25 protein-coding genes, 1 tRNA gene and 1 pseudogene are annotated in these 24,738 nt (G+C 56.3%); 14 read left to right on the forward strand and 13 right to left on the reverse strand.

Features of this window, described 5'->3' with window-relative positions; all coding sequences use genetic code 11:
* Positions 1-153 precede the first annotated feature (153 nt).
* Positions 154-1,113, reverse strand: coding sequence for an oxidoreductase (locus tag GSQ94_RS13870; protein ID WP_158944468.1), 960 nt, complete (start codon positions 1,111-1,113; stop codon positions 154-156).
* 132 nt (positions 1,114-1,245) lie between these two features.
* Between GSQ94_RS13870 and GSQ94_RS13875 the strand changes: the two genes are divergently transcribed.
* The 4 genes from GSQ94_RS13875 (at position 1,246) to plsX (ending at position 4,112) form a co-directional block, all read left to right on the forward strand.
* Complete coding sequence (locus GSQ94_RS13875) at positions 1,246-2,196, forward strand: catalase family peroxidase (protein WP_158944469.1); 951 nt, start codon at positions 1,246-1,248, stop codon at positions 2,194-2,196.
* Positions 2,197-2,221: 25 nt separating this feature from the next.
* Positions 2,222-2,818 carry a DUF177 domain-containing protein gene (locus GSQ94_RS13880; protein WP_158944470.1) on the forward strand — a complete coding sequence of 199 codons (597 nt, stop codon included), beginning with the start codon at positions 2,222-2,224 and terminating at the stop codon, positions 2,816-2,818.
* Between the two features lie 70 nt (positions 2,819-2,888).
* Positions 2,889-3,074 carry a 50S ribosomal protein L32 gene (gene rpmF / locus GSQ94_RS13885; RefSeq protein ID WP_125485089.1) on the forward strand — a complete coding sequence of 62 codons (186 nt, stop codon included), beginning with the start codon at positions 2,889-2,891 and terminating at the stop codon, positions 3,072-3,074.
* A 33-nt stretch (positions 3,075-3,107) separates the two neighbouring features.
* Entirely contained in the window at positions 3,108-4,112 is a 1,005-nt protein-coding gene (plsX, locus tag GSQ94_RS13890; RefSeq protein WP_158944471.1) for a phosphate acyltransferase PlsX, read from the forward strand.
* Between the two features lie 19 nt (positions 4,113-4,131).
* Here plsX and GSQ94_RS13895 read toward each other — a convergent pair whose 3' ends face one another.
* Both GSQ94_RS13895 and GSQ94_RS13900 read right to left on the reverse strand, forming a co-directional pair.
* Entirely contained in the window at positions 4,132-5,226 is a 1,095-nt protein-coding gene (locus tag GSQ94_RS13895) for a hypothetical protein (RefSeq protein ID WP_158944472.1), read from the reverse strand.
* A 103-nt stretch (positions 5,227-5,329) separates the two neighbouring features.
* The gene (locus GSQ94_RS13900) at positions 5,330-5,947 is read right to left on the reverse strand and encodes a thiamine phosphate synthase (protein ID WP_158944473.1); all 618 of its coding nucleotides are present in this window, start codon (positions 5,945-5,947) and stop codon (positions 5,330-5,332) included.
* Between the two features lie 186 nt (positions 5,948-6,133).
* On the opposite strand from GSQ94_RS13900, the gene sthA reads away from it, so the two are divergent.
* Together sthA and GSQ94_RS13910 are read left to right on the forward strand one after the other, a co-directional pair.
* Positions 6,134-7,531: a Si-specific NAD(P)(+) transhydrogenase gene (sthA, locus tag GSQ94_RS13905; protein ID WP_158944474.1), complete on the forward strand. Its 1,398-nt coding sequence runs from the start codon at positions 6,134-6,136 to the stop codon at positions 7,529-7,531.
* A gap of 34 nt (positions 7,532-7,565) precedes the next feature.
* Positions 7,566-8,462 (forward strand): ROK family protein, encoded by an 897-nt coding sequence (locus tag GSQ94_RS13910; protein ID WP_158944475.1) that lies wholly within the window; start codon positions 7,566-7,568, stop codon positions 8,460-8,462.
* Positions 8,463-8,484: 22 nt separating this feature from the next.
* Here GSQ94_RS13910 and mutM read toward each other — a convergent pair whose 3' ends face one another.
* Positions 8,485-9,318: a bifunctional DNA-formamidopyrimidine glycosylase/DNA-(apurinic or apyrimidinic site) lyase gene (gene mutM / locus GSQ94_RS13915; protein WP_158944476.1), complete on the reverse strand. Its 834-nt coding sequence runs from the start codon at positions 9,316-9,318 to the stop codon at positions 8,485-8,487.
* Positions 9,319-9,506: 188 nt separating this feature from the next.
* Between mutM and GSQ94_RS13920 the strand changes: the two genes are divergently transcribed.
* Positions 9,507-10,424: a YncE family protein gene (locus tag GSQ94_RS13920; RefSeq protein ID WP_216843088.1), complete on the forward strand. Its 918-nt coding sequence runs from the start codon at positions 9,507-9,509 to the stop codon at positions 10,422-10,424.
* Positions 10,425-10,544: 120 nt separating this feature from the next.
* Here the strand turns inward: GSQ94_RS13920 and GSQ94_RS13925 are convergent, their stop codons facing one another.
* The gene (locus tag GSQ94_RS13925) at positions 10,545-12,581 is read right to left on the reverse strand and encodes a fused MFS/spermidine synthase (protein WP_158944478.1); all 2,037 of its coding nucleotides are present in this window, start codon (positions 12,579-12,581) and stop codon (positions 10,545-10,547) included.
* A 262-nt stretch (positions 12,582-12,843) separates the two neighbouring features.
* Here GSQ94_RS13925 and GSQ94_RS13930 point away from each other — a divergent pair, with 262 nt between their 5' ends.
* The 4 genes from GSQ94_RS13930 (at position 12,844) to GSQ94_RS13945 (ending at position 16,386) form a co-directional block, all read left to right on the forward strand.
* Positions 12,844-13,932, forward strand: coding sequence for a VWA domain-containing protein (locus tag GSQ94_RS13930; RefSeq protein WP_158944479.1), 1,089 nt, complete (start codon positions 12,844-12,846; stop codon positions 13,930-13,932).
* Between the two features lie 157 nt (positions 13,933-14,089).
* Positions 14,090-15,400 (forward strand): adenylosuccinate synthase, encoded by a 1,311-nt coding sequence (locus GSQ94_RS13935; RefSeq protein ID WP_158944480.1) that lies wholly within the window; start codon positions 14,090-14,092, stop codon positions 15,398-15,400.
* 12 nt (positions 15,401-15,412) lie between these two features.
* Entirely contained in the window at positions 15,413-15,700 is a 288-nt protein-coding gene (locus GSQ94_RS13940; protein ID WP_158944481.1) for a putative quinol monooxygenase, read from the forward strand.
* A 146-nt stretch (positions 15,701-15,846) separates the two neighbouring features.
* Entirely contained in the window at positions 15,847-16,386 is a 540-nt protein-coding gene (locus GSQ94_RS13945) for a nuclear transport factor 2 family protein (RefSeq protein ID WP_254063870.1), read from the forward strand.
* Positions 16,387-16,861: 475 nt separating this feature from the next.
* Here GSQ94_RS13945 and GSQ94_RS13950 read toward each other — a convergent pair whose 3' ends face one another.
* Positions 16,862-17,302 (reverse strand): HIT domain-containing protein, encoded by a 441-nt coding sequence (locus tag GSQ94_RS13950; RefSeq protein ID WP_371417517.1) that lies wholly within the window; start codon positions 17,300-17,302, stop codon positions 16,862-16,864.
* A gap of 555 nt (positions 17,303-17,857) precedes the next feature.
* Between GSQ94_RS13950 and GSQ94_RS13955 the strand changes: the two genes are divergently transcribed.
* A complete protein-coding gene (locus tag GSQ94_RS13955; RefSeq protein ID WP_158944484.1) occupies positions 17,858-19,867 on the forward strand; it encodes a 30S ribosomal protein S1 in 2,010 nt (669 codons plus the stop codon).
* A 93-nt stretch (positions 19,868-19,960) separates the two neighbouring features.
* On the opposite strand, the gene GSQ94_RS13960 is transcribed toward GSQ94_RS13955, so the two are convergent.
* The 6 genes and pseudogenes from GSQ94_RS13960 to infC form a co-directional block, all read right to left on the reverse strand.
* Entirely contained in the window at positions 19,961-20,809 is an 849-nt protein-coding gene (locus GSQ94_RS13960; RefSeq protein WP_254063871.1) for a hypothetical protein, read from the reverse strand.
* 165 nt (positions 20,810-20,974) lie between these two features.
* Positions 20,975-21,154, reverse strand: a complete 180-nt coding sequence (locus GSQ94_RS13965) for a hypothetical protein (protein ID WP_158944485.1) — start codon at positions 21,152-21,154, stop codon at positions 20,975-20,977.
* 75 nt (positions 21,155-21,229) lie between these two features.
* Positions 21,230-21,406, reverse strand: coding sequence for a hypothetical protein (locus GSQ94_RS20985; RefSeq protein WP_174240937.1), 177 nt, complete (start codon positions 21,404-21,406; stop codon positions 21,230-21,232).
* A 64-nt stretch (positions 21,407-21,470) separates the two neighbouring features.
* Positions 21,471-21,650, reverse strand: a complete 180-nt coding sequence (locus GSQ94_RS13970) for a hypothetical protein (protein ID WP_158944486.1) — start codon at positions 21,648-21,650, stop codon at positions 21,471-21,473.
* Between the two features lie 76 nt (positions 21,651-21,726).
* Complete coding sequence (locus tag GSQ94_RS20990; RefSeq protein ID WP_174240938.1) at positions 21,727-21,903, reverse strand: hypothetical protein; 177 nt, start codon at positions 21,901-21,903, stop codon at positions 21,727-21,729.
* 561 nt (positions 21,904-22,464) lie between these two features.
* Positions 22,465-22,989 (reverse strand): annotated as a pseudogene (gene infC, locus GSQ94_RS13975) (translation initiation factor IF-3); the annotation flags it as partial.
* A 256-nt stretch (positions 22,990-23,245) separates the two neighbouring features.
* On the opposite strand from infC, the gene GSQ94_RS13980 reads away from it, so the two are divergent.
* Positions 23,246-23,863: a response regulator gene (locus GSQ94_RS13980; protein WP_158944487.1), complete on the forward strand. Its 618-nt coding sequence runs from the start codon at positions 23,246-23,248 to the stop codon at positions 23,861-23,863.
* Between the two features lie 19 nt (positions 23,864-23,882).
* Here GSQ94_RS13980 and GSQ94_RS13985 read toward each other — a convergent pair whose 3' ends face one another.
* Positions 23,883-24,149 (reverse strand): hypothetical protein, encoded by a 267-nt coding sequence (locus GSQ94_RS13985; protein ID WP_158944488.1) that lies wholly within the window; start codon positions 24,147-24,149, stop codon positions 23,883-23,885.
* Between the two features lie 239 nt (positions 24,150-24,388).
* On the opposite strand from GSQ94_RS13985, the gene GSQ94_RS13990 reads away from it, so the two are divergent.
* Positions 24,389-24,475, forward strand: a tRNA-Leu gene (locus GSQ94_RS13990).
* Positions 24,476-24,738 lie beyond the last annotated feature (263 nt).

Raw genomic sequence — 24,738 nt, forward strand, 5'->3', positions numbered from 1 at the left:
AGAAAAGATGACTGCCGCTTCGATCGCAGCATAACCCTATGCACTTCCTACGCCCGTGGCACTAAGGCCTGAAATGATCCGAGAGGTCTGGCCATCAGGAATGAGAGCGTCTCTAATTGCTTATTTCCTACGTCTTTTCCGGATACAGCAAAGCTAAAGAAGCTTGACTCCCGTGAGCTCTTCGCAGATCCCCCATAGACGGGAGGCAGCGGTAGTGTCTTTCGCCTGCGAAGCTATCCTTGCCGGACCTACGTTCTCTCCTCGCATCTCCTGAAACCCTTGCGGTCCATAGTAGCCACCGTCAGTTACTTCGGGAGAGGTGGCGGCATACAGGGTCGGTAGGGCTCCCTCGGAGTCTGTATTGAGCGCAATGCTAATGACGTGGCTCGCGAGATTGCGCAGGCTCTTTTCCAGCGGTGAGTATTTGCCGGACTGGAAGAGGTTCGTGCTGGCAACACCCGGATGTGCGGCAACGCTCATAATGGGCGAGTGCACCGCCCGCAGCCGGCGATCGAGTTCAAAGGCGACCAGGAGATTAGCTAGCTTCGATTGCTGGTAGGCACCCATGGGAGAGTAGTTTCGCTTCGATTGAAGATCATCGAAGTTGATGCGCCCGCGCTTATGAGCAATCGACGCGATGGTTACTACGCGCGGCCTATCGCTCTCAGCAGCGGACGCAGCAGCAGCAGCTCGTTCGAGCGCGGGCATCAGGAGAGCGGTGAGCGCAAAATGGCCGAGCACATTAGTGCCGACCTGTAGTTCAAAACCATCTGTCGTTTCCAGACGCTGGCGCGGAGCCATTACACCCGCATTGTTGATCAACAGATCAAGGGCGCGATTCCGCCCAACTTCGGCTGAAGCGAAACTGCGCACGGAGGCAAAGGAAGCGAGGTCAAGAATCACCAACTCCGTATGAGTGCCAGGCGAATCAGCCTGCAAACGTGCTATCGCAGCTTCTCCTCGTTGTCGGTCACGGCACGCAAACAGAATATGAGCTCCTTTGCGGGCCAGCTTTAGCGCCGCGTGGTAGCCGATACCGCTATTTGCTCCGGTGATAAGAACCCGTTTGCCCGCGAGCGATGGAATATCCGATGCTTGCCACTTTCTACTCATCCGTATTGGACGTAGCAGGGGGCTGCTAAAGATGCGGAACTTTTTTTGCAGGTTCGCCAATACGCTTTGCTGCCCCGGTCCTCACACTGCTAAAACCTAATCTGCAGTAGATTTGTGAGGAGGAGAATGGTGATGCCGCTTCCTACAGATCAAAAACTTATCGCGCTTAGCGAGCAACTGCTGCTACAGTTCGACGCGATCTTCGGGTTGAATCCAGGCTTTCGCCCTGTACATGCCAAAGGCATCATGCTGACTGGTACGTTCATTCCGTCTAGCGAGTCGGCCACGCTTACTAAGGCATCCCACATTATGCGGGAGTCGACCCCGGTCACAGTCCGCTTTTCAGACTCGACAGGCATCCCCCTGGTGCCCGATAACGATCCAAACGCCAATCCACACGGTTGTGCAATACGTTTCAATCTCGCCGAGCATGTCCACACCGATATCGTCAGCCACTCGACGGATGGCTTTCCCGTAAGGACTGGTGAGGAGTTCCTGGGGCTCCTGAGGGCGCTCGCGACGAGCGATCCCAAGAATCTGGCTGGTACTCCTCTTGAAGCGTTTCTCGGCTCTCATCCCAAAGCCCTCGCATTTGTACAGACTCCAAAACCTGCACCCTCCAGCTTTGCCCGTGAGAGCTACTTCGGTGTGACCGCTATGAAATTTACCAATGAAGAAGGAGTAAGTCGCTTCGGGCGGTACCGCATCATCCCCGAGGCAGGAAATGACCACCTCGAAGATGCTGCGGCGGCAGCGAAGGAACCGAACTATCTCATGGACGAGATTGTGAAGCGTGTAGCAGAGGAGCCTGTTAAGTTCAAAATTCTGGTGCAGCTTGCAAACGATGGTGATGTGGTGGACGATGCCACGATCCATTGGCCGGAAGATCGCAAGGTTCTTGAACTTGGCACAATCTCTCTGACTTCCTCTGTTGCCGATACGGCGCATGAGCAAAAGCAGATCATCTTCGACCCGATTCCCCGCATCGACGGGATTGAACCTTCAGACGATCCCCTGTTGGAGCTGCGAGCAGCGATTTACCTAATAAGCGGACGCCGGAGAAGATCTGCTCCTGCTAACTAGCCGCGCCGTTTCAGGGCTATTTGATATGCGCCCCGAACCTGCTACGCTTAATACTGTGCTGATTACCCCTCTCCAACTCGTAGACGAACCGCTTGAATTCAATGAAGTCATCGTCCCAGGGGCATTGGATTACGCCTCCGACATCAGGCAGGTCGGCCCACTTCCAGTGAACGGCGTGGCTGATCTCTTAATCGAGCATCGCAGCTCCAGTTCGCATGTGAACGATATTCGCCTGCGAGCCAACTTCAGCGCGGACTTCGAGATCCTATGCGCGCGCTGCGTCGATCCGGTTGCAGTGCCCCTTGCTGGAGAATTTGACCTCATCTTTCGCCCCGAATCAGCCGATGCAGACTCAGGAGAGCGTTCTATTACTGCGGACGAGACCGAAATCGGTTATTATCAAGAAAGCGGTCTTTTGCTGGAAGATGTGGTGCGCGAGCAGGTGTTACTCTCCCTGCCTAGCCGTACCCTCTGTACAGCAGATTGCAAAGGGCTTTGCCCGCGCTGTGGTCAGAATCTTAATCAAGCGAAATGTTTCTGCGATGAGGCTCCGGCCGATCCTCGTTGGAACGCGCTCGCGGGGCTGGGAAATCTGACAGATAAGCTCGAGTTGAAGCACTAATCAAGTTTTTGTCTCGTCGACTGCGTGCTCTCAGCATGAACTGCCGCGGCCGATCGAAAGGGATACTGCAATGCCTAATCCAAAACGGCGCCACTCCAAACAACGGACTGCCAAGCGCCGCAGCCACGACTTCTTGACCCCCACCGGCCTCTCTGAGTGCCCCAACTGCCACGAGCGCAAGCTTCCCCATCGTGCCTGCCGCAAGTGCGGTACGTACAAGGGTCGCGACGTTCTTGTGACCAAAGAAGCCAGCTAACATTCTGAACCTAGCCCCTGCTCTTCCCTGCTGATGCCGACTGACATCGTTGTAGACGCAATGGGTTCCGACAAGGCCCCCGAGCCAGAGGTTCGCGGGGCTGTCCTTGCTACGCGCCAGTACGACGTGCGTGTGCATCTTGTGGGACCGGAAGATAAGCTAAGACCAATTCTGCGGCAGGCGTTGAGGGGTCAACGCTTGCCCGTCTTCATTGTTCCCGCCAGCGAGTGGATCACGATGGACGATAAGGCCGCACAGGCCGTCCGATCCAAGCGCGATTCGACCATGCGGGTGGGTCTGAAGATGGTTCGCGAGGGCCGCGCCGCAGGCTTCTTCACGGCAGGTAATACCGGTGCCGCTATGGCTACCGCAAAGATGGTGCTGGGGATGCTCTCTGGCGTCGATCGACCAGCGCTGGCTCAGATCCTTCCCACCGTCCATCGCGTCCCCTCATTGCTGCTCGATGTGGGTGCCAACGTCGACTGCGATCCAGATAATTTGGTTCAGTTTGCCGTGATGGGTCACATGTACGCCAAGAACATCTTGAAGATCAACAACCCGCGCGTTGGACTCCTCTCCATCGGGGAGGAGGATTCAAAGGGCAATGCGTTGACCCGCGACACCTTGCCACTCCTGCGTGAGCTGAAGGGAATCAACTTTAAGGGAAACGTCGAAGGCCGCGATCTCTTCAACGGACACAGCGATGTGGCCGTCTGCGATGGTTTTGTGGGTAACGTCGCGTTGAAGTCCATTGAAGGCACGGCGCAGCTGCTAAGTCAGTCGCTGCGTGAGTCTTTGAAATCGACGGTGACCTCGCAGGTGGGCGCTCTGCTATCGCGTAGAGCCTTTGCCGAGTTCAAGAAGAGGCTCGATTACTCCGAGTACGGCGGTGCGGTGCTGCTGGGGGTACGTGGCGTCTGCATTGTGGGGCATGGATCCTCAAACGAAAAGGCCATTATGAATGGCATTCGTGTGGCCGCAGAATTCGCCCAGGCCGAGGTGAACTCGGGCATCGAAGCTGCTCTCCGCCCTGCTTGAGCTCGGCAGCACCTGACATCTACTCTGCCTTCAGGTTAGCCACGGGAACATTCTTGGTGAACGCTTTGAGCAGACCCTCTAGAAACGCAAAGAACACATCGACCGCGTAGCCGACAAGAAACGCCAGCGCCAGAGGCGGAATCGAGGCCTCCTGCGTGACGCTGAAGTTGTTGAATAGGCCGATGACCGCTCCTCCAATCGCTGCGATCAGGAATCGGGCGGAGTTTGCGGCGGACGGGGTGAAGGTGCGGCTGCCCATCTGGTGTTCAAAGCTTCGCAAGAGGTAGGCGCACGTACCCAGCAGGGCGTAAAGCACTGGCAAAATACACGTTGTGATCGCCCCATAAAACACCGCAACATCCGTCTGGATCGATTGGGCAAAGTAGCGGACATCCTGGTAGGTGTCGGTAATATTGTCGCGAGCCGCGATGGGATCAGGGATGCCGACGGGTAATTCAAATTTCTTTTTCCGCTCCTGCGGAGTGCCGACGTCTTCAGAAGGAAGCCGGTGGAACGGGATGATGAAGTAATTCAACTTGCGGGCACGGGCATTGAGAATCCTGACCGTCGAAGCGTAGTCCTGGAGATCGGAGACAAGGTCAGCCTCGCTCAGGCCTTTAGGCAGATCCGCAACATGTTCGCCAGGAGTCAGCGGAGGGCCGAGCTGCGCCCGTAGCTTAACCGCAAAACCATTTGCCCTCACAACGTCGGCACTGATCGCAGAGGAAACCGCTGACGTAATAAACGTAGCCACAGAGACCGGCAGGATGATGCTGGCCAGGATGATCGCGATCCTCAGATACGACCTGACGGTAGGACGAGTGTCGTCGTGATAGGCCTTCAGGCTCGCCGCAGTGACTGGATGCATTCGAAACGACAGGGTGGTGACGGCAGCCAGAAGCTTGGCCGCAGCCTCTTCGGTCCAGTCGGTCGGATAGATGGCACGGGCCTGAAGAATGGCATGGCGAGTATCGTCGGCGACATCGATTCCGAACTCCGCTGCATACTGCATCAGGCGTTCGGCGTCATTGATGACGCAAGCGAAGTACGCCGGTGCCTTCTGATGAGCTATCTGGTCGTCGCATAGGGGCCCGTTGGGATCTGAGTGTGTCATGGCGCCACACCTTCCTAACTACGCAAGTGTCTGATCTCGGTGAGGATGCCATAGTACCCCGAACCGGAGGGAAAGCAAAACTCTCATCTGGCAACTGCTCATCCTAGCTGGTTCCGGAATGAAAGAGGCGAATCCCGGCGACTCCCGCTGCTCCGACCCCCAGGCAAGACTCTGCATTCTGTAAAGTGACTCCACCGAGTGCATAGACTGGGATTCCTTGGGCCGCCAGGCAGGCGGCATGAAGAGCCTCCAGTCCTCGTCCGGGAAGCGACGAGGAGCCAGCAATCGGCTTCTGAAAGACGGGCGCAAAGAGGATGGCGGTCACCTGATTACGATGTGCGCGCTCCACGTCAGCCACCGTGTGGCAGGACATCGTAATCAGCGGCGGAAGACGCTTCGCAGCGTCGTAAAGACGACGAACCTGATCTGGCGTGAGTGCATCTTCGCTCGAGGAAAGATGCACGCCGTGAGCTTTCGTGGCAAGAGCAACATCGGGGCGGGAGTTTACGATCAACTTCGTAGGGCTTCCCTCTAAGCCTATAACTTGCAACAGGTTACGTGAGAGCTTCGCAAGTTCCGAAGCAGGCAGATCTTTCTCCCGAAGCTGAAGAAACTCGAGGCCCTCGGAGATCCATCGGGAAGCGTTCTCGATCAACGAGGCCTGTCGTTGTTGTTCGTCTCCGAGATGATGACTCCGGCTGGTGATGGCATAGCGAAACATGGTCAAATCAGTGTATGGTGCCAAGGCCCAAAAGGTAGAGCCGTTGATGTCGGTGTGGTAGCTTCAAGGCAGTAAGGCGAACACGCACAATCAAGAAACTGGCCCCTCACGATCGCCATGCAGGGGCCGATAACGGGACAAGACCCGCCGAGACTTGGAGTGGAATGTCCATGAGTATGTGCCAATATGAGTAGTGTTTACGATCTGATTGTCATCGGGTCCGGGCCGGCCGGGCAACGAGCTGCAATTTACGCTGCAAAGCTGGGCAAGAAGGTCGCGCTGGTGGAGATGCGCGAAGTAGTTGGCGGAGCCTGCATCAGCACAGGCACCATTCCCTCCAAGACCATGCGCGAGGCAGTTCTGCATCTCTCGGGATATAACTATAAGTCCATCTACGGGATGAACTACCGGGTCAAGGAACGGATCACAATGGCCGACCTGGCCTTCCGGGTCCAGCACGTGATCAAAACCGAGATCGACGTGACTGAGGCGCAGCTGTCGCGCAATAACATCGAGATGCTGGTTGGCGTAGCAAGCTTTGAAGACGCGACCCACGTCAAAGTCACCAACTCCCGCGGCTCAACCGTCTACGAGGCGAAGAACATCCTCATCGGAACGGGAACCAAGCCCGCCTCCTCGCCAAAGGTCCCAATCAACGGTCGCAGCATCATCAACAGCGACCTGGTGCTCGAGCTCGTGAACCTGCCCAAGACCATGATCATCGTCGGTGGCGGCGTCATCGGCGTCGAGTACACCTGTATGTTCTCAGCCCTCGGAGTGCGAGTCACGCTCATCGAGCGCCGCCCGCGGCTACTGGAGTTCGCAGACCAGGAGATCATCGAGGCGCTGAGTTATCACCTGCGAGACTCCCGCGTAACCATGCGGCTCAACGAAGAGGTAGAGTCGGTCGAAGAGATGCCGGACGGCACCGTCGTCGCGAATCTCGAGAGCAAGAAGAAGGTTCAGGGCGACGCTCTCCTGTACGCCGTCGGTCGGCAAGGAAACGTGGACGAGCTGAATCTTGGCGCTGTGGGTATCGAATCCGACTCACGCGGCCGTATTCCGGTCGATAAAGACTTTCGCACTAAGGTGCCGACGATCTTCGCCGTGGGCGATGTCATCGGATTCCCGTCGCTGGCATCTGTCTCAATGGAGCAGGGGCGCGTTGCTGCCGCCCGGGCCTTCGGCGACGAAAAGATCCTCTCGAACCCCGGTCTCTACCCTTACGGCATCTACACCATTCCTGAGATCAGTTTCATCGGCAAGACCGAAGAGCAGCTGACCGAAGAGGACGTCCCTTACGAGGTTGGCGTCGCCTACTATCGCGAGATCGCCCGTGGGCAGATCCGCGGCGACACCACCGGCCGGCTCAAGATCATCTTTCACCGCATGACCCACGCCATCCTCGGCGTTCACATCATCGGCGAAGGCGCGAGCGAGCTCCTCCATATTGGCCAGGCGGTCATGGCACTAGGCGGAAAGCTGGATTATTTCGTGGATACGGTCTTCAACTACCCAACTCTCGCAGAATGTTATAAAGTTGCGGCTTTCAACGGGTTGAACCGCGTAAGCAAATTTGAGTAGTAGCGCGGCACCCGAGGACGAGGCAAACAGGGAAATGGCAAAGACAATTGGGGTAATACTTTCGGAGCGGATTTCGGCTGGTCTAGTGGTAGATCATAAGCTTGTGGGGCCCGTGCGGCGCTTTCCAGAGGATCACGACGACGAAGATGCGCTGGTCGAGCAGCATACCGACGCGCTGGTCGAGACGATTAGTAAGCAGGTTCTCCTCGCCGCCGACGGAGCGACGGACATCACTGCGGTGGGAGTGGCGCTGCCTGGTCTAGTAAAGAACGGCGTGGTCGAAGAGGCGCCCAATCTCCCTCAGCTGAAGGGCGCAAGAATTCAGGAGCTACTAGTCGCCCAGCTGCGCAATCATGGCTTGGAAGTTTCGGTTACGGCTGTGAACGATGCCGACGGCATGGCCGCCGGTCTTGCCTCCCTGCACGGCAAGCTCGATAGCATGATCCGCGTATGGACCCTCGGAGTTGGAATCGGCTATGGGCGGTATCCGTTCGCTCCCGGGGTGTGGGAGGGCGGACACACCGTCGTGACGCTCGACGAAAAAGAGCGTTTCTGCGGCTGCGGCGGACGAGGCCACATGGAAGGCATCATGGGGCATCGCTCCATGCGCCTGCGGTTTCTTGACATGGAGCCGGAAGAGGTCTTCGAGGCAGCAAAACAGGGCGATCCACGTTGCGTGGACTTCAAACGCATGTGGCATAAAGCTCTGGCCGCCGCCACTGCGACCACGATCCACATGGCAGGCCCGGGCAAAATCTTCCTCTCCGGATTCAATGTGCGCTTTCTCGATATGCCTATGTTGAAGGATTATCTGCAGCAGATGGTAAAGATGAGCCCGTTGCAGAGCTACTCTCTGGAGATCGTCGAGGACACTCCCGAGGTCAGGGTGATCGGTGCGGCAGTCTCGGCAGAGCAGGCAGCCGCGCGATAGAACCTCAGCACGCTGATCGTCACTACTTCTGGCAGTTGGGACAGTAGTGTGTACTGCGGCCTCCGACGACGACCCGTTTGATCGGTGTGCCGCAGATATGGCAAGGCTGCCCTGTACGCGAGTAAGCATGGTGATGCAGCTGGAAAAACCCTGCGACCCCGTCCGCATCCACATAGTCCGAGACCGACGACCCGCCCAACTGGATCGCCTCGGTCAACACTTTGATCAACGCCGCACGCAGACGAATCAGCTCTGCGCGAGTGAGGCGTCCGGCCTGGCGCGTCGGGCGGATCTTTGCATGGAAGAGACTCTCGTCCGCATAGATATTTCCGACCCCATGCAGCAGGGACTGATTCAACAGCGCCGCTTTGATCGGAGTCTTCCGCCCACGGAAGAGTGCCACGAACTCCTCTTCCCCAATGGTCAGAGGTTCGACTCCGGGTCCTGTATATCTATCGTCCGCAGTCGTAAAGTCGACGATAGAGAGCCGCCCAAAACGTCGCGCATCGACGAAGCGAAGCTCCATTCCGCCGCTGAGGGTCAGGATTGCGTGGGTGTGGGCAGGAACCGGAGTGTCAGGCGTTGAGACGAGCAGGCGGCCGGTCATGCCAAGATGAACAAGAAACTGACCAGAGCTCTTTTCACCATCTTCCGATCGTGCCAGATCGACAACAATCGTCTTGCCGACGCGATAAACACGTTCGATGCGGCTTCCCGTAAGAGCTTCAACAATCGCATCCGGCGATGACTTGAAAGTCTGCGGCTTGTTACTCGTCCAGACAGAGCGAACCGTCTGGCCATGAACACGAGCATGAACGCCATTGGCTACGGTTTCGACTTCTGGGAGCTCGGGCATGGCTTCTAGAAGTATAGGCGGACTCCGGTCAGTCTCTAGGAACGTTCAACTCCATCACAGAAGCGAAGGCGAACAGCTATACTTGTGACCCTATGGAAATGACCCTCTTCCTCCGTACTCTGGCAATCAGCGGTTTAGTAAGTCTTACTGCAAATGCTTCGATAGCCCAAAGCAAGGAGGTACAGCCGATGCTACTGGTAGTAAACCAGGGGGACCGTGACCTTAGCCTTATCGATCCCTCCTCTGGGCAACAGGTCGCGACGGTATCTGTGGCTGGCATTACCGGGCACGAGGTGGCAGCCTCCCCGGATGGAAAGACCGCGTATGTGCCCATCTATGGAGACTCAGGAGTAGGCAAGCCGGGTACTGACGGCAGCAAGATTTCTGTCATCGATCTCTCCAGCCGAAAGATCGTGCACACCATCGACTTCGGTCATGGAGTGAGGCCGCACTGCGCCATCTACGACAAGAACAGCGGTATGCTCTACGTCACCACGGAGCTGGAAAAATCGATCAGCATCATCGATCCGCACTCGTTGAAGATCGTAGGCAGTGTACCCACCGGTCAGGAGCAGTCGCACATGCTGGCGCTCTCGCGCGATGGCTCACGTGGCTACACCGCAAACGTCGGACCGGGAACGGTATCGGTTCTCGATATGAAAGCGCGGAAGACTCTTGCGATCATCCCCATCTCTACCGATACGCAGAGAATCTCAATTTCCCGCGATGACAGCATGGTCTTCACCGCCGACCAGACCAAACCGCAGTTAGCGGTTATCGATACCGCGACAAACAAGCTGAAGATGTGGCTCGCACTGCCGGAAGTGGGCTACGGCACGGCCTCAACGCTCGATGGCCGCTGGCTCCTGGTGGCGCTGCGCACAACCCATCAGGTCGCGGTCGTTGATCTGACCACGATGAAGGTCGCGAGAACGATTGATGTCGCCGATGGGCCGACCGAGATCCTTATGAACCCCGATGGCAAGACCGCATACGTCTCCTGCACTAGGAGCAAGCAGGTGGCTGCAATCGATCTCACGCAGTGGAAGACGGCACGGTTGATCGACACCGGAGCGGCTGCAGACGGCTTGGCCTGGGCGAAGTAGCCCGAAGGCTCTCCGTAGCGACCAACGGGAGCACGAACCGAAGGGGTACACCTGTCACGAAGTGACCGCACTCCGCGCAGGAGGCCCGTCCGGCAGGACAACCCTTCTTCACGAAAATCCCTAATGGTGCGAAAGCTGTAGAACAGGCAGAATACTCGAATAATCATCCGTCCAGACACGAAGATGTGTGCCCGTGGTAATGGCGCTGCCAACGGATGCGATCTCGGGCCGCTCGAAGAATGCGCTACTTGCCGAGAGCAAAACCCAGGTGGCGCGGTAGGCGCCCAGCGAATCATCAGGATGACTTTCAATCAAGCTGGTCTGCATCCCGGAAGCCTTGGCGACTTGTGCAATCTCCGGCGCAAGATTGAGGTACTGGTTGGAGACATGAAAGGCGAGGATCCCGCCCGGTGCCAGATGTCTCTTGTACAGCGCGATCGCTTCGACCGTAAGCAGGTGGAGCGGAATCGCGTCGCCGGAAAAAGCATCGACGGCGAGAACGTCAAAGTGCTGTGGACTCTCGCGAGTCAAAGACGTGCGGGCATCTCCATCGGCAAACGAGATCTGCGCTGGTGAATCGCGCAGGTAGGTAAAAAGATTCTGTGCAATGGGGCGCACCAGCGGATTGATCTCGTAAAAGCGAATGCGGTCGTCTGCAGTTCCATAGGTCGCAATCGTTCCTGTGCCCAAGCCGATCACTCCGATGTTGCGCGGCCGGCCCTCGCAGCAATAACGCAGAGCCAGCCCGATGCCCGAGTCATCTGCATAGTAGGTGGTAGGGGTTCGCATCAGTCCAGCAGCAAAGAGCTGCGTTCCATGTTGAATGGTGCCATTTAGCAGCATACGTTCGGTCCCGCCATGCGGCCCGGTCATCTCCTTCACCCGAAGACTCCCATAGAAGTTACGAACCTCAAGGATCGCCTCCCTGGCGTAGGCAGTGTGCAGCATGAAAGCGAAGAAGAGGAGCAATCCGGTGGCGGTGGACCAAAGCAGACGTTGTGCCCAGCCATCGTTCCAGGTAACAACGATGGCTAACGCTGCAGTAACGAAGAAAGAAAGAGCAAGATCGTAGTTCGCCGAAAAAATCATCGGGCTGAGAACTCCGATAAAGAAGGTCCCCGCAGCTCCTCCAGCTGCAATCAGCAAATAGAAAACCGTCGTCTCGGCGGTGTCTTCCGGGCGCAGGGAAAACGCCTCTGCATGACAGAAGAGTCCCGCAAGAAAACACTCCGCAAGAAAGAAAACAATAGCCACCCCAATCGGCAGACTTACGTCGGTCTTCGAGATGGCATAGCCAAGGCTTGCCAGCATCACCACCAGAAGTCGCACCACGATGCCGCGTCGGTAAAGCGCCGGAAACTCGAACGCCACGATAAAAGTCAGCAAGTAAGCAGCAAGCGGCAGCATCCACAGTAGAGGAATCGCGGCAATATTAACCGTTAGATGACTGGTCACCGCACTCAACTGCATCGCGGCAGCCATGGGCAACAGGAACCATAACCATCTCGCCCATCCTGGAGCTGCTGTCTCGGCCACCGTTTCAGTGGGTAAGCCTTCCGCCGGAACCACACGCACTTGCCGCGCGAGCATCGCACAAAGGCTCGCATACACAAGGAATCCCACAGACCACAAAGCGCGTTGATGTTTGAGTGTGACATTAGGTTCTACGACAAATGGGTATGCGATCAGCGCCAGCAAAGATCCGACATTCGAGAGCGCGAATAGCCGGTACGGAATAGGACCGCCCTCAGCCCGCTGAAACCACATCTGCAGTAGCGGACTCGTCGCCCCGAGCAGCAGAAATGGTAGCCCGATTGTGAAGGCAAGCGTCGTAAAGATGGTGGCAACCGGGTTGTCGATACCTCGCGACACCTCTCCATGGACAAACCGTTGTGCCACCAGCAGGATGACAGCCGCAGCAAGCGTCACCAGATAAACATGCCTGCGCCAGCTTGTGGCCCGGCAGCGCGTAATCCAGTGGGCGTACAGATAGCCGAGCAGCAGCGTCACCTGGAAGAAGACCAGGCACGTCAGCCATACCGCAGAGGAGCCGCCAAGCACCGGCAACAGTTGCTTCGCGGCCATCGGCTCTACCAGAAAAAGCAGGAAAGCCCCGAGGAAGATGGTGATGCCATAGAGCAGCCGTGTTGCCGACATGGTTGGTCCTGAGATTCTCGCGTGGGAGTAAGGCGCACAGCGGCGCAGGAGGAGAATACCGATCTACTCGCATCTTGTGCCATCAAAAAAGGCGGGACTAACATCTCCGTCTCCTCGAAAACTCTCGAAGCAGGAATGGGGGCGAAATCATTGAAACTACCCGAACAGTCGCTACGTCTTAAGGAAAGTTCGAAACTCGGCACCAGCCACCACGTTGCTCCGGCGGCTTATAGGCCGCAGTGATGTTCTTTGAGGTGGAAGTATGGGTACTAAGAATCGGGCCACGCTGTCTCTCCTCTGTCTTTTCGTCCTCTCTCTCCCATCATTCGCACAGCAGCAGGCACCTCCTCCAGGCGACTCGCCAGTCGCGGCTGCCCCTCTCTCCCCAGTCAGAGACCCCAACATTGTGCTGGATGTTGTCGCGTCGGACAGATCGGGTAAGCCGAGAGTCGGACTCACTCAAAACGACTTTGTCGTGCGCGATAACGGCCAACCCCGAAAGATCCTCGCGTTTCGCGCGGTGGGCGGCGACGCCCCGGCAGAACCGCCCGTAAAGATCATCCTCCTGGTGGATGAGGTCAATACCTCATTTGGCCGCGTTGCCTATGAGCGCGATCAACTCAAAAAGTTCCTGCTCCAAAACGGCGGTCAGCTCACTCACCCCGTCTCCCTCGCCTTCTTTAGCGACTCTGGCACCGAGTTGCAGGCCGGTTCTTCCCGCGATGGAAATGCTCTGCTCGCCGCCTTCGATCAACACGCCACCAAGCTGCGAACCATCCGCCGTTCCACAGGCTTCTACGGCGCCGAGGAGCGGTTCAGCCTCTCGCTCCGAGGATTGAATCTCCTCGCCGCCAGCGAGACAAAGGAGCCGGGCAGAAAGATGGTCATCTGGATCAGTCCTGGCTGGCCTATTCTCTCGGGGCCGCGCATCGATCTGTCCGCCAGGCAGGAGCAACAGTTGTTTTCTTCCATCGTTCAGTTCTCCTCAGTTCTGCGCCAGGCACGAATCACTCTCTACAGCATCGACCCTCTCGGCGTGGAGGATGCCGCTACCAACCGTCTCAACTACTATGAGGAGTTTCTGAAACCGGTCTCCGCATCGAAGGACGTTCAGGCGGGCAATCTCGCCTTACAGGTGCTCGCCCGTCAGAGCGGAGGTCAGGCGCTCAACTCCAGCAACGACATTACGGACCAGATCAACCGCTGCGTAGCCGACGCCGACGCCTTCTACACCCTCGTTGTCGATCAATCGCCGTCTGACCGGCCCAACCAGCTCCACTCGCTCGACGTCAGGGTCGAAACCCCCGGCCTCACGGCACGGACCAGGAACGTCTATTACGGAGAGCCCTAAAATCTCGGCGGTCAGGTCGTTTTCTCGATCCCTGCACCCTCCCTAGCGGTAAAAAACGCCGATGCCACGCAACACGATATGATAGAGAAAAGCGTGCATTCGCGTGTTGCGTTGCCGTCTTCCGGTCAATCACCATCTCTTGGAGAACACATCCGTCGTGAATCAACGCAAATCAGCGGTTATTTTGGGTGCCCAGTGGGGCGATGAAGGCAAAGGCAAGATCGTGGACGTACTGTCGGAGAAGTTCTCCGTCGTAGCCCGTTACGCAGGCGGCCACAATGCCGGTCATACCGTCATCATCAAGGGCAAAAAGTTTGTTCTGCAGTTGATTCCATGCGGCGTCCTCCGTCCTGAGACAAAGGGCGTCATCGGCAACGGCGTCGTGCTGGATCCCATGGCATTCCTCAATGAAGTCAAAAAACTCAAGGACGCTGGCCTGCCTGTCGATGGGCAGCTCTTCGTCTCCAACCGGGCCCAGGTGATTCTCCCCTACCACCGGATGATCGAACTGGCTGCGGAGAATGCCCCCGGACGAACGAAGATCGGAACCACTAGCCGAGGCATCGGGCCGGCCTACGAAGACAAGATGCACCGCAGCGGCCTTCGCGTGGTCGATCTCCTGAACTCTGCGCTCTTGCGGACGCACATCGAGAACGCCTGCCACGAAAAGAACACCATCGCTCACGCCCTCTTCGGCACCGAGCCGCTCGACCCCAAAACCATGTATGAGGAGTACTCTCGCGCGGCCGAGCAGATTGCACCATTTGTAACCGACACCGCCGTGATGCTGAACCGCGCCATCGACAACGGCGAAAAGGTAATGTTTGAAGGGGCGCAGGGGGCACTTCTTGACATCGACCACGGAACCTATCCCTTTGTGACTTCTTCTTCTTCCACGGCGGGCGGAGCGGTCACAGGAACAGGCGTCGGGCCCACCCGAATCGGAACCGTGATCGGTGTCACCAAGGCATACGTCACGCGAGTCGGCGAAGGACCATTCCCTACCGAAATTCACGATTCCACCAGCGACCTGCTGCGGGCTCGCGGGCAGGAGTATGGTGCCGTCACCGGTCGCCCACGTCGCTGCGGCTGGCTTGATCTTCCTCTCCTCCGTTACAGCAACATGATCAACGGCACCGAGTGGCTGGTCGTCACCAAGATGGACGTCATGGACGAGTGCGTGGAGATTCCCGTCTGCACCGGATACAAGATCAATGGCAAGTTGAGCGACGTTATCCCCGCCGATATGCCGGGCTATAACGCCATCGAGCCGGTGTATACAAAGTTGAAAGGTTGGAACAGCTCAACCGAGGGAATCACGGAGTTCGACAAACTGCCACAGCTGGCACAGGATTATCTGAAATTTATTGAGCAAGAGTCAGGAGCCAAGATTGGAATGGTTTCCACCGGCCCGGACCGCGATCAAACAATAACCCTGCCGGCATTTGAAGACGCATTAAAGGCGTAAGAGAGGCGAACGATGCTCAGTTTTACCGTGCGAATGACGTTTGACCCCTCGGACAGGGAGGAGATTTCAGAGATCCTGCGCCACCTCACCGCCGCATCTCGGCAAGAGCCGGGCTGTGTGAGCTATATCCCTCACTTCGTGGAAGGAGAGGCTTGCAACGTTCTCATCTATGAGCAGTATGCTGATGACGCCGCGTTGGAGCATCATAGAGGAACATCGCACTTTCACCAATATGCCATTGGCGGTTTGTATCAGAAAATGAAAGAGCGTCAGGTAGAAAATCTGACGGCCATTTGTTAGCTTTCCGACGGATGTTTTGTATGGCCGCTTCGTCTTATCTGCATAAGCTTATGTACGACTAAAGTAGTTTTGACTCAACGCGGTAAATCGGTCTACCATCCGGTACGCTTATGGGCTTGTGGGTTCGTCCAATTCGTAGGTCGCTGATGGGCTCTGCCGTGATTCTGGCGGCAGTGATAATGGGATGGCCTGCGCCATCGGCATTCGCTGGTCACATGCAGCCGCTGCATGAGAAAAAGCACGATGCGAAGCGTCAGGTCGAAGCCCTCGAGGAGCAATGGCGCCAGGCTCAGCTCGCCGGTGACGTAGCCACCATGGATAAGCTGCTCTCCGACGACTACATCGGTATTACGATGACAGGCCAGGTCAGCACCAAGATCCAGCAGTTGGATCGCATGCGAACCCATAAATTCGTTCTCTCCAAACTTGACCTGGGCGAGATGCAGGTAAAACTTATCGGTTCCATCGCAATCGTGACCTCCCGCGCCGAGGTGGAAGGAACGAACGAAGGGGTAGCATTCCAGGGCACCTATCGTTACACCCGTGTCTATCAACGACTGCCCTCTGGAGTGTGGAAGATCACCAGCTTTGAAGCAACGCGGGTGCCTGGGCCCAGGGAGCCCGGTAACAGGGATACGGTCGCGCCCAAAGCAGCAAGCAGCGTCCCCCCGCTAGGACCCTCCTAAAAGAGCCCTGATCTGCTCTGATGACCCAAAACAAAAGACCTGCCTATTGGCAGGTCTTTTGTCAGTACGAAACTGGCTTAGGCTCTATGCGATCTTTGGAGAAACAACCGTAACCCGCGTCTCATTCATCTCTCGAGATACCGTCGGCGAGTCGAAAGCACGTGGGTGTGGCAGGTTCAGTGCCAATAGTCTTCGATACAGGGAACGTGTTGAGCCGGTAAGGCGAGCGTCTTCCGACTCATGAGGAAACAGGGCCACCGACCTGCGATTCGACACAGCCGGCTTACGAACAGGAACCAGATAAGGACGGCGATCTGCAATGGGCAGTCCGCAATTTGCGGCAGCCGCCGACGTGCCAGATCGCGGAGATGTGGGAACTATCTGTGTAAAAACAGCCATTGGGGAGACCTCAGACTAGACCGTCGGTCTCAGTCTTCATGATCAGTAAGATGGACACTTTCGTAACTTGGTTGCATTAATTCTTGAAAGCTGGCCGTAGCCTTGCCCATGTGACATCCAACGATTCAGGAAGCACTCTAGTCTCTGCGGTCACCGTCATAAAGTTCGTATCGCCGCTCCACCGAGGTAGCGCATGCAGGTGCATGTGATCGGCAATTCCAGCCCCGGCAGCCTCGCCGAGGTTTAGCCCCATGTTGATTCCCCCTGGGCGGTAAACTTCGCGGAGAGCCACCTCCGATCGCTGTGCAAGACTTATCAGCTCCCCCGCAACGTCGGTAGCAAGCGCGGCCAGCGAATCAAGGTGCTGGTAAGGCACCAGCAGTAGATGTCCGGTGGAGTAGGGAAACGCATTCAGACACACAAAGCAGGATCTCCCTCGGTAGACAACATGGGCTGCTTTCTCTGCGGCCTCCTGTTCCATCCCATGAGCCACCGCATAATCGACCGCTGCAATCATATTGCAGAAAACGCAGTGCTTATCCTCTGCCTCGGAAGGTGGCCATGCATTGAGAGCCGTAGGAACTCCGCTTCTTGACTGAGGATCCGATCGCGTCACGTAACTATAGCGCCAAGGCGTCCAGAGGCGGTCCATTCGGCGAGTATAGCGCGGCTCTCAAAACTTCTTGGATCGCCCAAGCGGACCAGAGACAATGGGCGCCGCAGATACACCGATTCTCCCATCACTTTGCATATTTGGACGTCCAATCTGCATCTAATCATCTAGGTCCAGGAAATTTTCATTCTTTTCAACATGACATGGCGATGAAAATGCAGGCGCAGAGGCTGGCTTTTGTTGACGTACCGTATGCAAAGCTCTATGCTTTATCAGTGAGCTATTGCGTGTGGGACCCAAGTGCAGTAGCTCCTCTGCAATACCTGATTCCTTCCATCCTGCCGAAGCTGTCGCGGGGATAGACAAAGCAGCCAGCATCCCTCCCGGGTTCGCTGTTTGCTCCCGCAACGCGCCGCTTTAGAGGAAGGCATCTCTTGGATCCCGGAGTCCGCATTCACCATGGTAGAAAACCATAATCCTGACCACAACGAGAGCAAACCCCTGACCACCGAAACGGAAGTCCTAGCGCCCGAAGCGACAGCGGCTCACACAGACCTGTCTTCTGAATCCACCTCAACCCAACAGCATGAGACCGCCCACGACGCGTCAAATGTAGCTGCACAGCATGTTGCACCCGCTGTTGCCGCTCATCAATCTGCAGACCACGGAACCGTAGCAACGGCCACCGCTGCAGCCGACGAGTCCGACGATGATTTGAACTACGACGCTGCTGACTTTGCCGCTGCCCTTGCGAACTTTGATCGCGAGCAGGCTGCCGAGTCCGCCGCTGCCCAGAACCTGACCGCAGAAGAGGTCATCGTTACCGGCACCGTCGTCAAGATCACCGACAAGCATGTTGTTGTCGACATCGGGCTTAAGTCTGAAGGTCTCATCCCTCTGGAGCAAGTTCTGGACATCCATGGTGTCTCGAAGTTCCAGGCAGGTGACACTGTTGAAGTTGTGGTAGAGCGCGAAGAATCCGAAGGCGGTTACCTGGTCAGCTATGACAAGGCTCTCCGTCACAAGGTGTGGGACAAGCTCGAGCAGGCGGCGAACGACAAGACCCCTGTCAAAGGCATGGTTCTCAGCCGCGTCAAGGGTGGTCTCACCGTTGACATCGGCATCAAGGCATTCTTGCCCGGCTCCCAGGTCGAAGTCCGTCCCGTCCGCAATCTCGACGGCTACATCGGCACCGAGATCGAAGTTCGCGTCATCAAGCTCAACAAGAAGCGCGGCAACGTCGTCATCAGCCGCAAAGAGCTTCTTGAAGAGGACCAGAATGCCAAGAAGTCCGTCACTCTCGCCACCTTGGAAGAGGGCAGCGTTCTCACTGGCACCGTGAAAAACCTCACCGACTATGGCGCATTCGTCGATATGGGCGGCCTCGATGGCCTGCTCCACATCACCGACATGAGCTGGGGCCGTCTCACCCATCCTCGCGACCTCGTCAACGTTGGCGACGAGATCCAGGTGAAGGTGTTGAAGTTCGACAAGGATAAGCAGCGCGTTTCGCTCGGCTTCAAGCAGCTAACGCCTGACCCGTGGCTCGATGCAACCGAGCGTTACCCGATCGGTGCGCAGGTTCGCGGCCGCGTTCTGTCGGTCACCGACTACGGCGCGTTCGTTGAGCTGGAGCAGGGAATCGAAGGTCTCGTTCACGTCTCCGAGATGACCTGGTCCAAGCGGATGAAGCATCCGTCGAAGATGGTCAAGCCCGGCGACGAGGTCGACACCATCATCCTCAGCGTCAATCCGAACGACCGCCGCATCTCGCTCGGCATGAAGCAGCTGCAGGACAATCCCTGGGAGCAGCTCGAAGACAAGTACCCGACCGGCGCCATCATTGAAGGCCGCGTTCGCAACCTGACCGACTTCGGTGCCTTCATCGAGATCGAGGACGGTATCGACGGCTTGGTACACGTCTCGAACCTGAGCTGGACCAAGCGCATCAAGCATCCTTCGGAAGTCCTGAAGAAGGGCGAGAAGGTTCGCGCGATCGTTCTGGGTGTTGAGCCTGAGAACCGTCGCCTGTCGCTTGGCGTCAAGCAGCTTCAGCCGGATGTCTGGGATACGTTCTTCGCTCAGCATCGCGTTGGCGATGTCATCAAGGGCAAGATCCTGCGTACCGCTCAGTTTGGAGCCTTCGTTGAAATTGCTGAAGGAGTCGAGGGCCTCTGCCACGTCTCCGAGGCGATTGACGCCGAAGGTAAGCCAGTCTCGATGGATGTGGACTCGGAGCACGAGTTCAAGATCGTCAAGATGAACCAGGAAGAGAAGAAGGTTGGTCTCAGCATCCGTGCAGTCGGCGAAGAAGCCAGCCGCGCAGAGGTCGAGAGCTACAAGGAGCGCGAGAAGTCGCCCAAGGGCAACAACTCCGGTTCCTCGTCCTCTTCTTCTTCGGGCAACAGCAGCAGTACCACGCTGGGCGACCTGATCAACTGGAAGCGTTCTGAATCCGAGCGTGACTAAGCCTCAACAAGGCAAGCAGTAAAGAGGCCATCCCAAAGCGGGATGGCCTCTTTACTTGTCGTATCTATCGAATCAGTGTTTGTTACTAATGTGCTAAGCGGAGAGAGAGTGCATGGAAGCCGGAACATCCATCGCTCCAGCAGCCATCTTCGCAGAGGCCCGGCGCATCACCTCAAGCTCAGCGGGAGCAAAGAGCTCCGGCGGAATTCCTCCGACTGCCACATGCCCAGGATCGTCGCCTAACGCCATTGAGATCTGGTTCCAGCGAAGGAACGGAGAGGTCGTCGGAAGAGTAATGATGCGGCGTTTCGGCTCGGGGAACGCGAAGTAACCGGACCAGATCAGAAGAGTCAGGCCAACGGCACCGCCGTTGATCAGGCTCAACGTGGAGTACATGTTCGCGTTGTGAGAAATCCACGCCGAGTTAACGAGACTGATGGTCGCAAGAAACCCGAGTCCAAGGCTAACTCCGAATATTCGGCTTCGGTAGGAAAGGCCCATGGGGCGGATGGCAAAGCAGACAAATAGCAACAGGCACAACGTAAGAATGCTGGATGTCTGTTGAAGCTGCGTAATCATCGCAACCATGAAGTTCACGCCAGAAAGATGCGGTGTGACAGCTACCCCGATCGCGACGGCAACCGATATGGCGGCAACCCACCGAAACACAAGCATCCCCAACGTCTGTAGGCCTTTCAGCGGGGCCATCGCGAGTTTGAAGATGCTATAGACAAGCAGGAGCGAGAAGATCGCCTCAAGGGCATAGCTTATCCAGTAGACATAAAAATAAACCTGATAGGCCGCATGCCGTTCCACCGTATGCCGGCTCAAAGAGAGCAGCGGGAGGCAGATAGCTGAGCATGTGAGTCGTACGCACAGGAGCGCAACGAGATATCCGAACTTTCGAGCGGCCTTGCTGCGGACGAGGAAAAAGACCAGCATGCCGCAAAAGACCGGCTCCAGATAATCTATTTGCCCAGTTAAGCTAGACAGGAAGTTATTCATCGGTATCGTACCCATTTGATAAAGCAAGCTCAGGCTAGCGTATTACCAGGTCCGATACAAGAGATTAATCCTTGGTTTATGCAAAAAATTGCCCAAACGGGTCTAGTGAGTACCCAGACCGCAGGCGTTGGGATCGTTGGGAGGGCAGGTGGGAACGAGCAGAGTGCTCGTGCGCGAGGTCGCAATATTAGTGCTCTTGGCCGAAGCGGAAGAGGTCGGGGTGGTGGAGGCTGCACCGGCAAGGACGAGGATGGCGACGAAAGAGCGAACGATGGATTTCATGATTTATTTCCCTTTAATGCTCTGAATTGTTGAAGTTATGGACATGATCCAACTGAACAGAAGTTGAGTCGAAGATTAACGAGTACCCAGACCGCAAGCGTTGGGATCGTTGGGAGGGCAGGTGGGAACGAGCAGAACGCTGGTGCGAGACGCAACTACCTTATTTTTCGCGGAGGCGCTGGACGTCTGGGTTGTGGCAGCTGCACCGGTGAGGACGAGAACAACGACAAATGCGTGAGCGATCAGTTTCATATCTGGACTCCGTGGCCTTATAATTTGTTGATTTTGTTGAAGTAAATCGTGAAGCAAACGGGATTTAGCGAGTACCCATACCGCAGGCATTGGGGTCGTTCGGAGGGCAGGTGGGAACGAGCAGCGTGCTTACGCGTGAAGCGACAATGTTGTTGCTCTTGACCGAGGCAGAAGAGGTCTGGGTGGTGGCAGCTGCACCGGTAAGGACGAGGGCTACGACGAAAGCGCGGACAATATATTTCATGAGTTGATACCTCTTAGTGCTCTTAATTGTTGAAGTTGCAGAAGATACGGTCCAACCGGATGAGGGTGGCCAAAGATTAACGAGTACCCAGACCGCAAGCGTTGGGATCGTTCGGAGGGCAGGTGGGAACGAGAAGCATGCTGGTACGGGAGACAACAACCGTATTCTTCGCAGAGGCGCTGGAGGTCTGGGTTGTGGCTGCTGCACCGGTGAGGACGAGGACGATGACGAAAGCGCGGACGATGTATTTCATGCTGGATACCCCTAAAGTTGTATTTACGTAAAAAAAGATTTCGCTGGACAAACTCAATAATGTAACCATAAGATATAAAATGAACTAAGTCTAATAGAATCAATTACATAAGAGAATATAAAACAAGAGTTGTTACTAAAGTAATCAGGCCTGTGCGCCGATGGGTGAGCGGCAACCTCAAAAGTCAAAACAAAGATTTTATTGGAGCCAGCAGAAATCTGGCATTCTCGGTTGGAGCCGTCCTCAGGATGGGCTGAGCAACGTCAACCTCAGCACCTGGTCGGGTTACGTAGTCAACCTGCTTGGCTATACCAACTCAAAGACAGCGCGCGCGTATTTAGACGCGCAGGAACGCCGCCTGACGTCGAGCGTCTGGCTGGCTTTTCCTATCTTTCTTAACTTGTGAGGTGAAATATTTTGCGCACCCACTCCAGCCTCAGAGGATAAGGAGAAGTGGGTGTTTTATCAAGCCTGAACGGGAGTAGGAACCGAAGGTTCAGCAGGCTTGGAGTCTGTCGCAGGGGTGGCCGGAGCCGCAGCTTTCTTTACTACAACTTCTGGCTTTTTCGAGGGAGCTAGGATAGCATGCAGGGTCGTGCCCTCCATGCGTGGCATAAACTCCACCAGGCCAGCATCGCCGATATCGAGAATAAGGCGGTTAATAATCTTGTAGCCGAGATCGCGATGGGCCATCTGACGACCTTTGAATCGCAGCGACGCCTTGACCTTGTCGCCCTCGCCGAGAAACCGGACAGCCTGGTTCTTCTTGGTCTGGTAGTCGTGTTCATCCACCGTCACCGAAAATTTGACCTCTTTGATGACGATAACCTTCTGCTTCTTACGGGCAGCACGGTCGCTCTTATCTTTTTCATAGAGAAACTTGCCGTAATCCTGAATTTTGCAGACAGGCGGAACGGCATTTGGAGAGATCTCTACCAGGTCGAGCGAGCGCTCGCGGGCCATCTTCAGAGCGTCAAAGGGAGCCATAACGCCAAGCTGTTCGCCATTTTCGTCGATGACGCGGATCTCGCGGGCGCGGATCCGTTCGTTGGTGCGGATAAAAGACTTGGCGGAACGTTTATCAATCGGTGGAATAGGTCGCCTCCACAGCAGGTCTTCTCTCCCGCTATGCGTTGTTTAGGGTTTAGATGCAAATCTCACAGAAGGTTGCACCGCAACGTGAAGTATAGCACTTCAGAGACGGAGCTTCATCGCTGAGGGCCACAGGAAAACGACCGTCGTAGATCCACCCATGCCCATTTCTGTTGCGACCGTCGCCTCTACTTTGGAATTGGCACTCCAATCATGTATGTTTGCTCGGAAGCAGTAGAAAGGGAACCGAATGAGACGCCGTATTCTGTTGGTCGATGATGAAGTCGCTGTCCTGCTGACCCTGAAGGCTGTACTTGAGATCAGCGGCTTCGATGTAGATACAGCCGCGTCCGCTCGCGAGGGTATATCCAAGCTGCACACCCGCGAGTATCAGATGCTCATCACCGACATGCGCATGGAGCATGATGTCGCCGGTATCGAGGTGATCAAAGCGGCCCGATCTGCAAACTACCATCCCGCCGTCGCGCTGTTGACGGCCTTCCCCGTCGCCGAGGAAGACTGGCAGCAGATGGGCGCAGACCAGCTGCTGGTCAAGCCCATGCACACTCGCATTCTCCTGCAGCAGATCGAAGACCTCATCGCATCGCACGAGCGGAAGCTCGCTGCACTCGGCCTCAAGCCCACCACCCAGAAGACGGCTCAGCCCCCAGTCAAAAAGAAAGTCGCAACGAAGACCTCTGTCCGGAAAACTCCTGCAAAAAAGCTGACCATCGCAAAGGCCGTTTCAAAGAAAAAGCCTGTGGCAAAGAAATCCTCGGCAAAGAAGACTGTCGTAAAGAGGGCCATCACCAAGAAAGCCGCCAAGACCGTTATCAAGCCCAAGCCAACCCGTCGGAGCAAGTCCTAGGTCGACAGCTTCAAGCTGGCTAATTCGAAGTGTGGTCTTTGATGTAGCTCCGCAATCTCTGGTTAAGATTCATAGCTTTCTCCACGCCGCTATCCAGCATGCGCAGCCAATCCGACGCCGGTTCTTTTAGATCCGCAGTGCTCAACAGATAACTCGTCTGCACAATAATCTCGAGTGCGTTGCTCAGGTCATGGGCAATTCTGCGCATCTCGACTGAGATATCTTCCGGGATCTTTTCCACGTCCGTATTCTGGGAGGGAATGGAGGGAGTCTTAGGTTCGTTCATTTAAGAGTGTCAGCCTTCCTTCAAATCTAGACGTAATTCCCGGAGAGAAGACTCGCAATCTTCGCACCAGCCATAAAGTGCATGGACGATAAAAGTATAGATGCTGCGAAACCGCGTGCTGAACGCATCTCTTCTCCCATTCAGCTAAAGCGTCACATTGACATCAGCCTCCGCCTTTGTAAAACTAGAAGCTCGCGGTTAGCGTGCTCCGGCCTTTACGGTGGGGCGAATGACACCGTGCCGTAGTGGCGGAATTGGCAGACGCGCATGGTTCAGGTCCATGTACTCGCAAGGGTGTGGGGGTTCGAGTCCCCCCTTCGGCACCAACGTTTCAACCCCGGATTGCATTCGCGGCGGTAGCAGGCACACAGCTCTCAACCCCAGCCAGCGACTGGACGCTTCATCCAACCATCTCGCACCGCGGACCTCACCTCTCACCGAGCCATCGCAAAGGGACTATGCCCACTCAGCTTGATCAGATCCTTGCACACATGCTCCTGCAGGTAAGGGCTCGCAAGGCGGTCGCCGACTTCTGGAGGCTCGAGCGCATGGCATCGGCCCACACTCCGCGCGGCTTCCGCGCAGGCCT

The organism is Granulicella sp. S190 (genome assembly GCF_009766095.1).
In the GTDB taxonomy this organism is placed as follows: domain Bacteria; phylum Acidobacteriota; class Terriglobia; order Terriglobales; family Acidobacteriaceae; genus Edaphobacter.

Coding starts and splice junctions, on each gene's coding strand:
- plsX (WP_158944471.1), top strand. CDS start 3,108: ATGCCGACTGACATCGTTGTAGACGCAATGGGTTCCGACAAGGCCCCC.
- mutM (WP_158944476.1), bottom strand. CDS start 9,318: ATGCCCGAGCTCCCAGAAGTCGAAACCGTAGCCAATGGCGTTCATGCT.
- GSQ94_RS13950 (WP_371417517.1), bottom strand. CDS start 17,302: ATGATTGCAGCGGTCGATTATGCGGTGGCTCATGGGATGGAACAGGAG.
- GSQ94_RS13870 (WP_158944468.1), bottom strand. CDS start 1,113: ATGAGTAGAAAGTGGCAAGCATCGGATATTCCATCGCTCGCGGGCAAA.
- GSQ94_RS20990 (WP_174240938.1), bottom strand. CDS start 21,903: ATGAAATACATCGTCCGCGCTTTCGTCATCGTCCTCGTCCTCACCGGT.
- GSQ94_RS13940 (WP_158944481.1), top strand. CDS start 15,413: ATGCTCAGTTTTACCGTGCGAATGACGTTTGACCCCTCGGACAGGGAG.
- GSQ94_RS13985 (WP_158944488.1), bottom strand. CDS start 24,149: ATGAACGAACCTAAGACTCCCTCCATTCCCTCCCAGAATACGGACGTG.
- GSQ94_RS13945 (WP_254063870.1), top strand. CDS start 15,847: ATGGGCTCTGCCGTGATTCTGGCGGCAGTGATAATGGGATGGCCTGCG.
- GSQ94_RS20985 (WP_174240937.1), bottom strand. CDS start 21,406: ATGAAACTGATCGCTCACGCATTTGTCGTTGTTCTCGTCCTCACCGGT.
- GSQ94_RS13880 (WP_158944470.1), top strand. CDS start 2,222: ATGCGCCCCGAACCTGCTACGCTTAATACTGTGCTGATTACCCCTCTC.
- GSQ94_RS13960 (WP_254063871.1), bottom strand. CDS start 20,809: ATGCTGGTCTTTTTCCTCGTCCGCAGCAAGGCCGCTCGAAAGTTCGGA.
- GSQ94_RS13965 (WP_158944485.1), bottom strand. CDS start 21,154: ATGAAATCCATCGTTCGCTCTTTCGTCGCCATCCTCGTCCTTGCCGGT.
- GSQ94_RS13930 (WP_158944479.1), top strand. CDS start 12,844: ATGGGTACTAAGAATCGGGCCACGCTGTCTCTCCTCTGTCTTTTCGTC.
- GSQ94_RS13900 (WP_158944473.1), bottom strand. CDS start 5,947: ATGTTTCGCTATGCCATCACCAGCCGGAGTCATCATCTCGGAGACGAA.
- GSQ94_RS13910 (WP_158944475.1), top strand. CDS start 7,566: ATGGCAAAGACAATTGGGGTAATACTTTCGGAGCGGATTTCGGCTGGT.
- GSQ94_RS13920 (WP_216843088.1), top strand. CDS start 9,507: ATGCTACTGGTAGTAAACCAGGGGGACCGTGACCTTAGCCTTATCGAT.
- GSQ94_RS13955 (WP_158944484.1), top strand. CDS start 17,858: ATGGTAGAAAACCATAATCCTGACCACAACGAGAGCAAACCCCTGACC.
- GSQ94_RS13875 (WP_158944469.1), top strand. CDS start 1,246: ATGCCGCTTCCTACAGATCAAAAACTTATCGCGCTTAGCGAGCAACTG.
- GSQ94_RS13925 (WP_158944478.1), bottom strand. CDS start 12,581: ATGTCGGCAACACGGCTGCTCTATGGCATCACCATCTTCCTCGGGGCT.
- rpmF (WP_125485089.1), top strand. CDS start 2,889: ATGCCTAATCCAAAACGGCGCCACTCCAAACAACGGACTGCCAAGCGC.
- GSQ94_RS13895 (WP_158944472.1), bottom strand. CDS start 5,226: ATGACACACTCAGATCCCAACGGGCCCCTATGCGACGACCAGATAGCT.
- sthA (WP_158944474.1), top strand. CDS start 6,134: ATGAGTAGTGTTTACGATCTGATTGTCATCGGGTCCGGGCCGGCCGGG.
- GSQ94_RS13980 (WP_158944487.1), top strand. CDS start 23,246: ATGAGACGCCGTATTCTGTTGGTCGATGATGAAGTCGCTGTCCTGCTG.
- GSQ94_RS13970 (WP_158944486.1), bottom strand. CDS start 21,650: ATGAAATATATTGTCCGCGCTTTCGTCGTAGCCCTCGTCCTTACCGGT.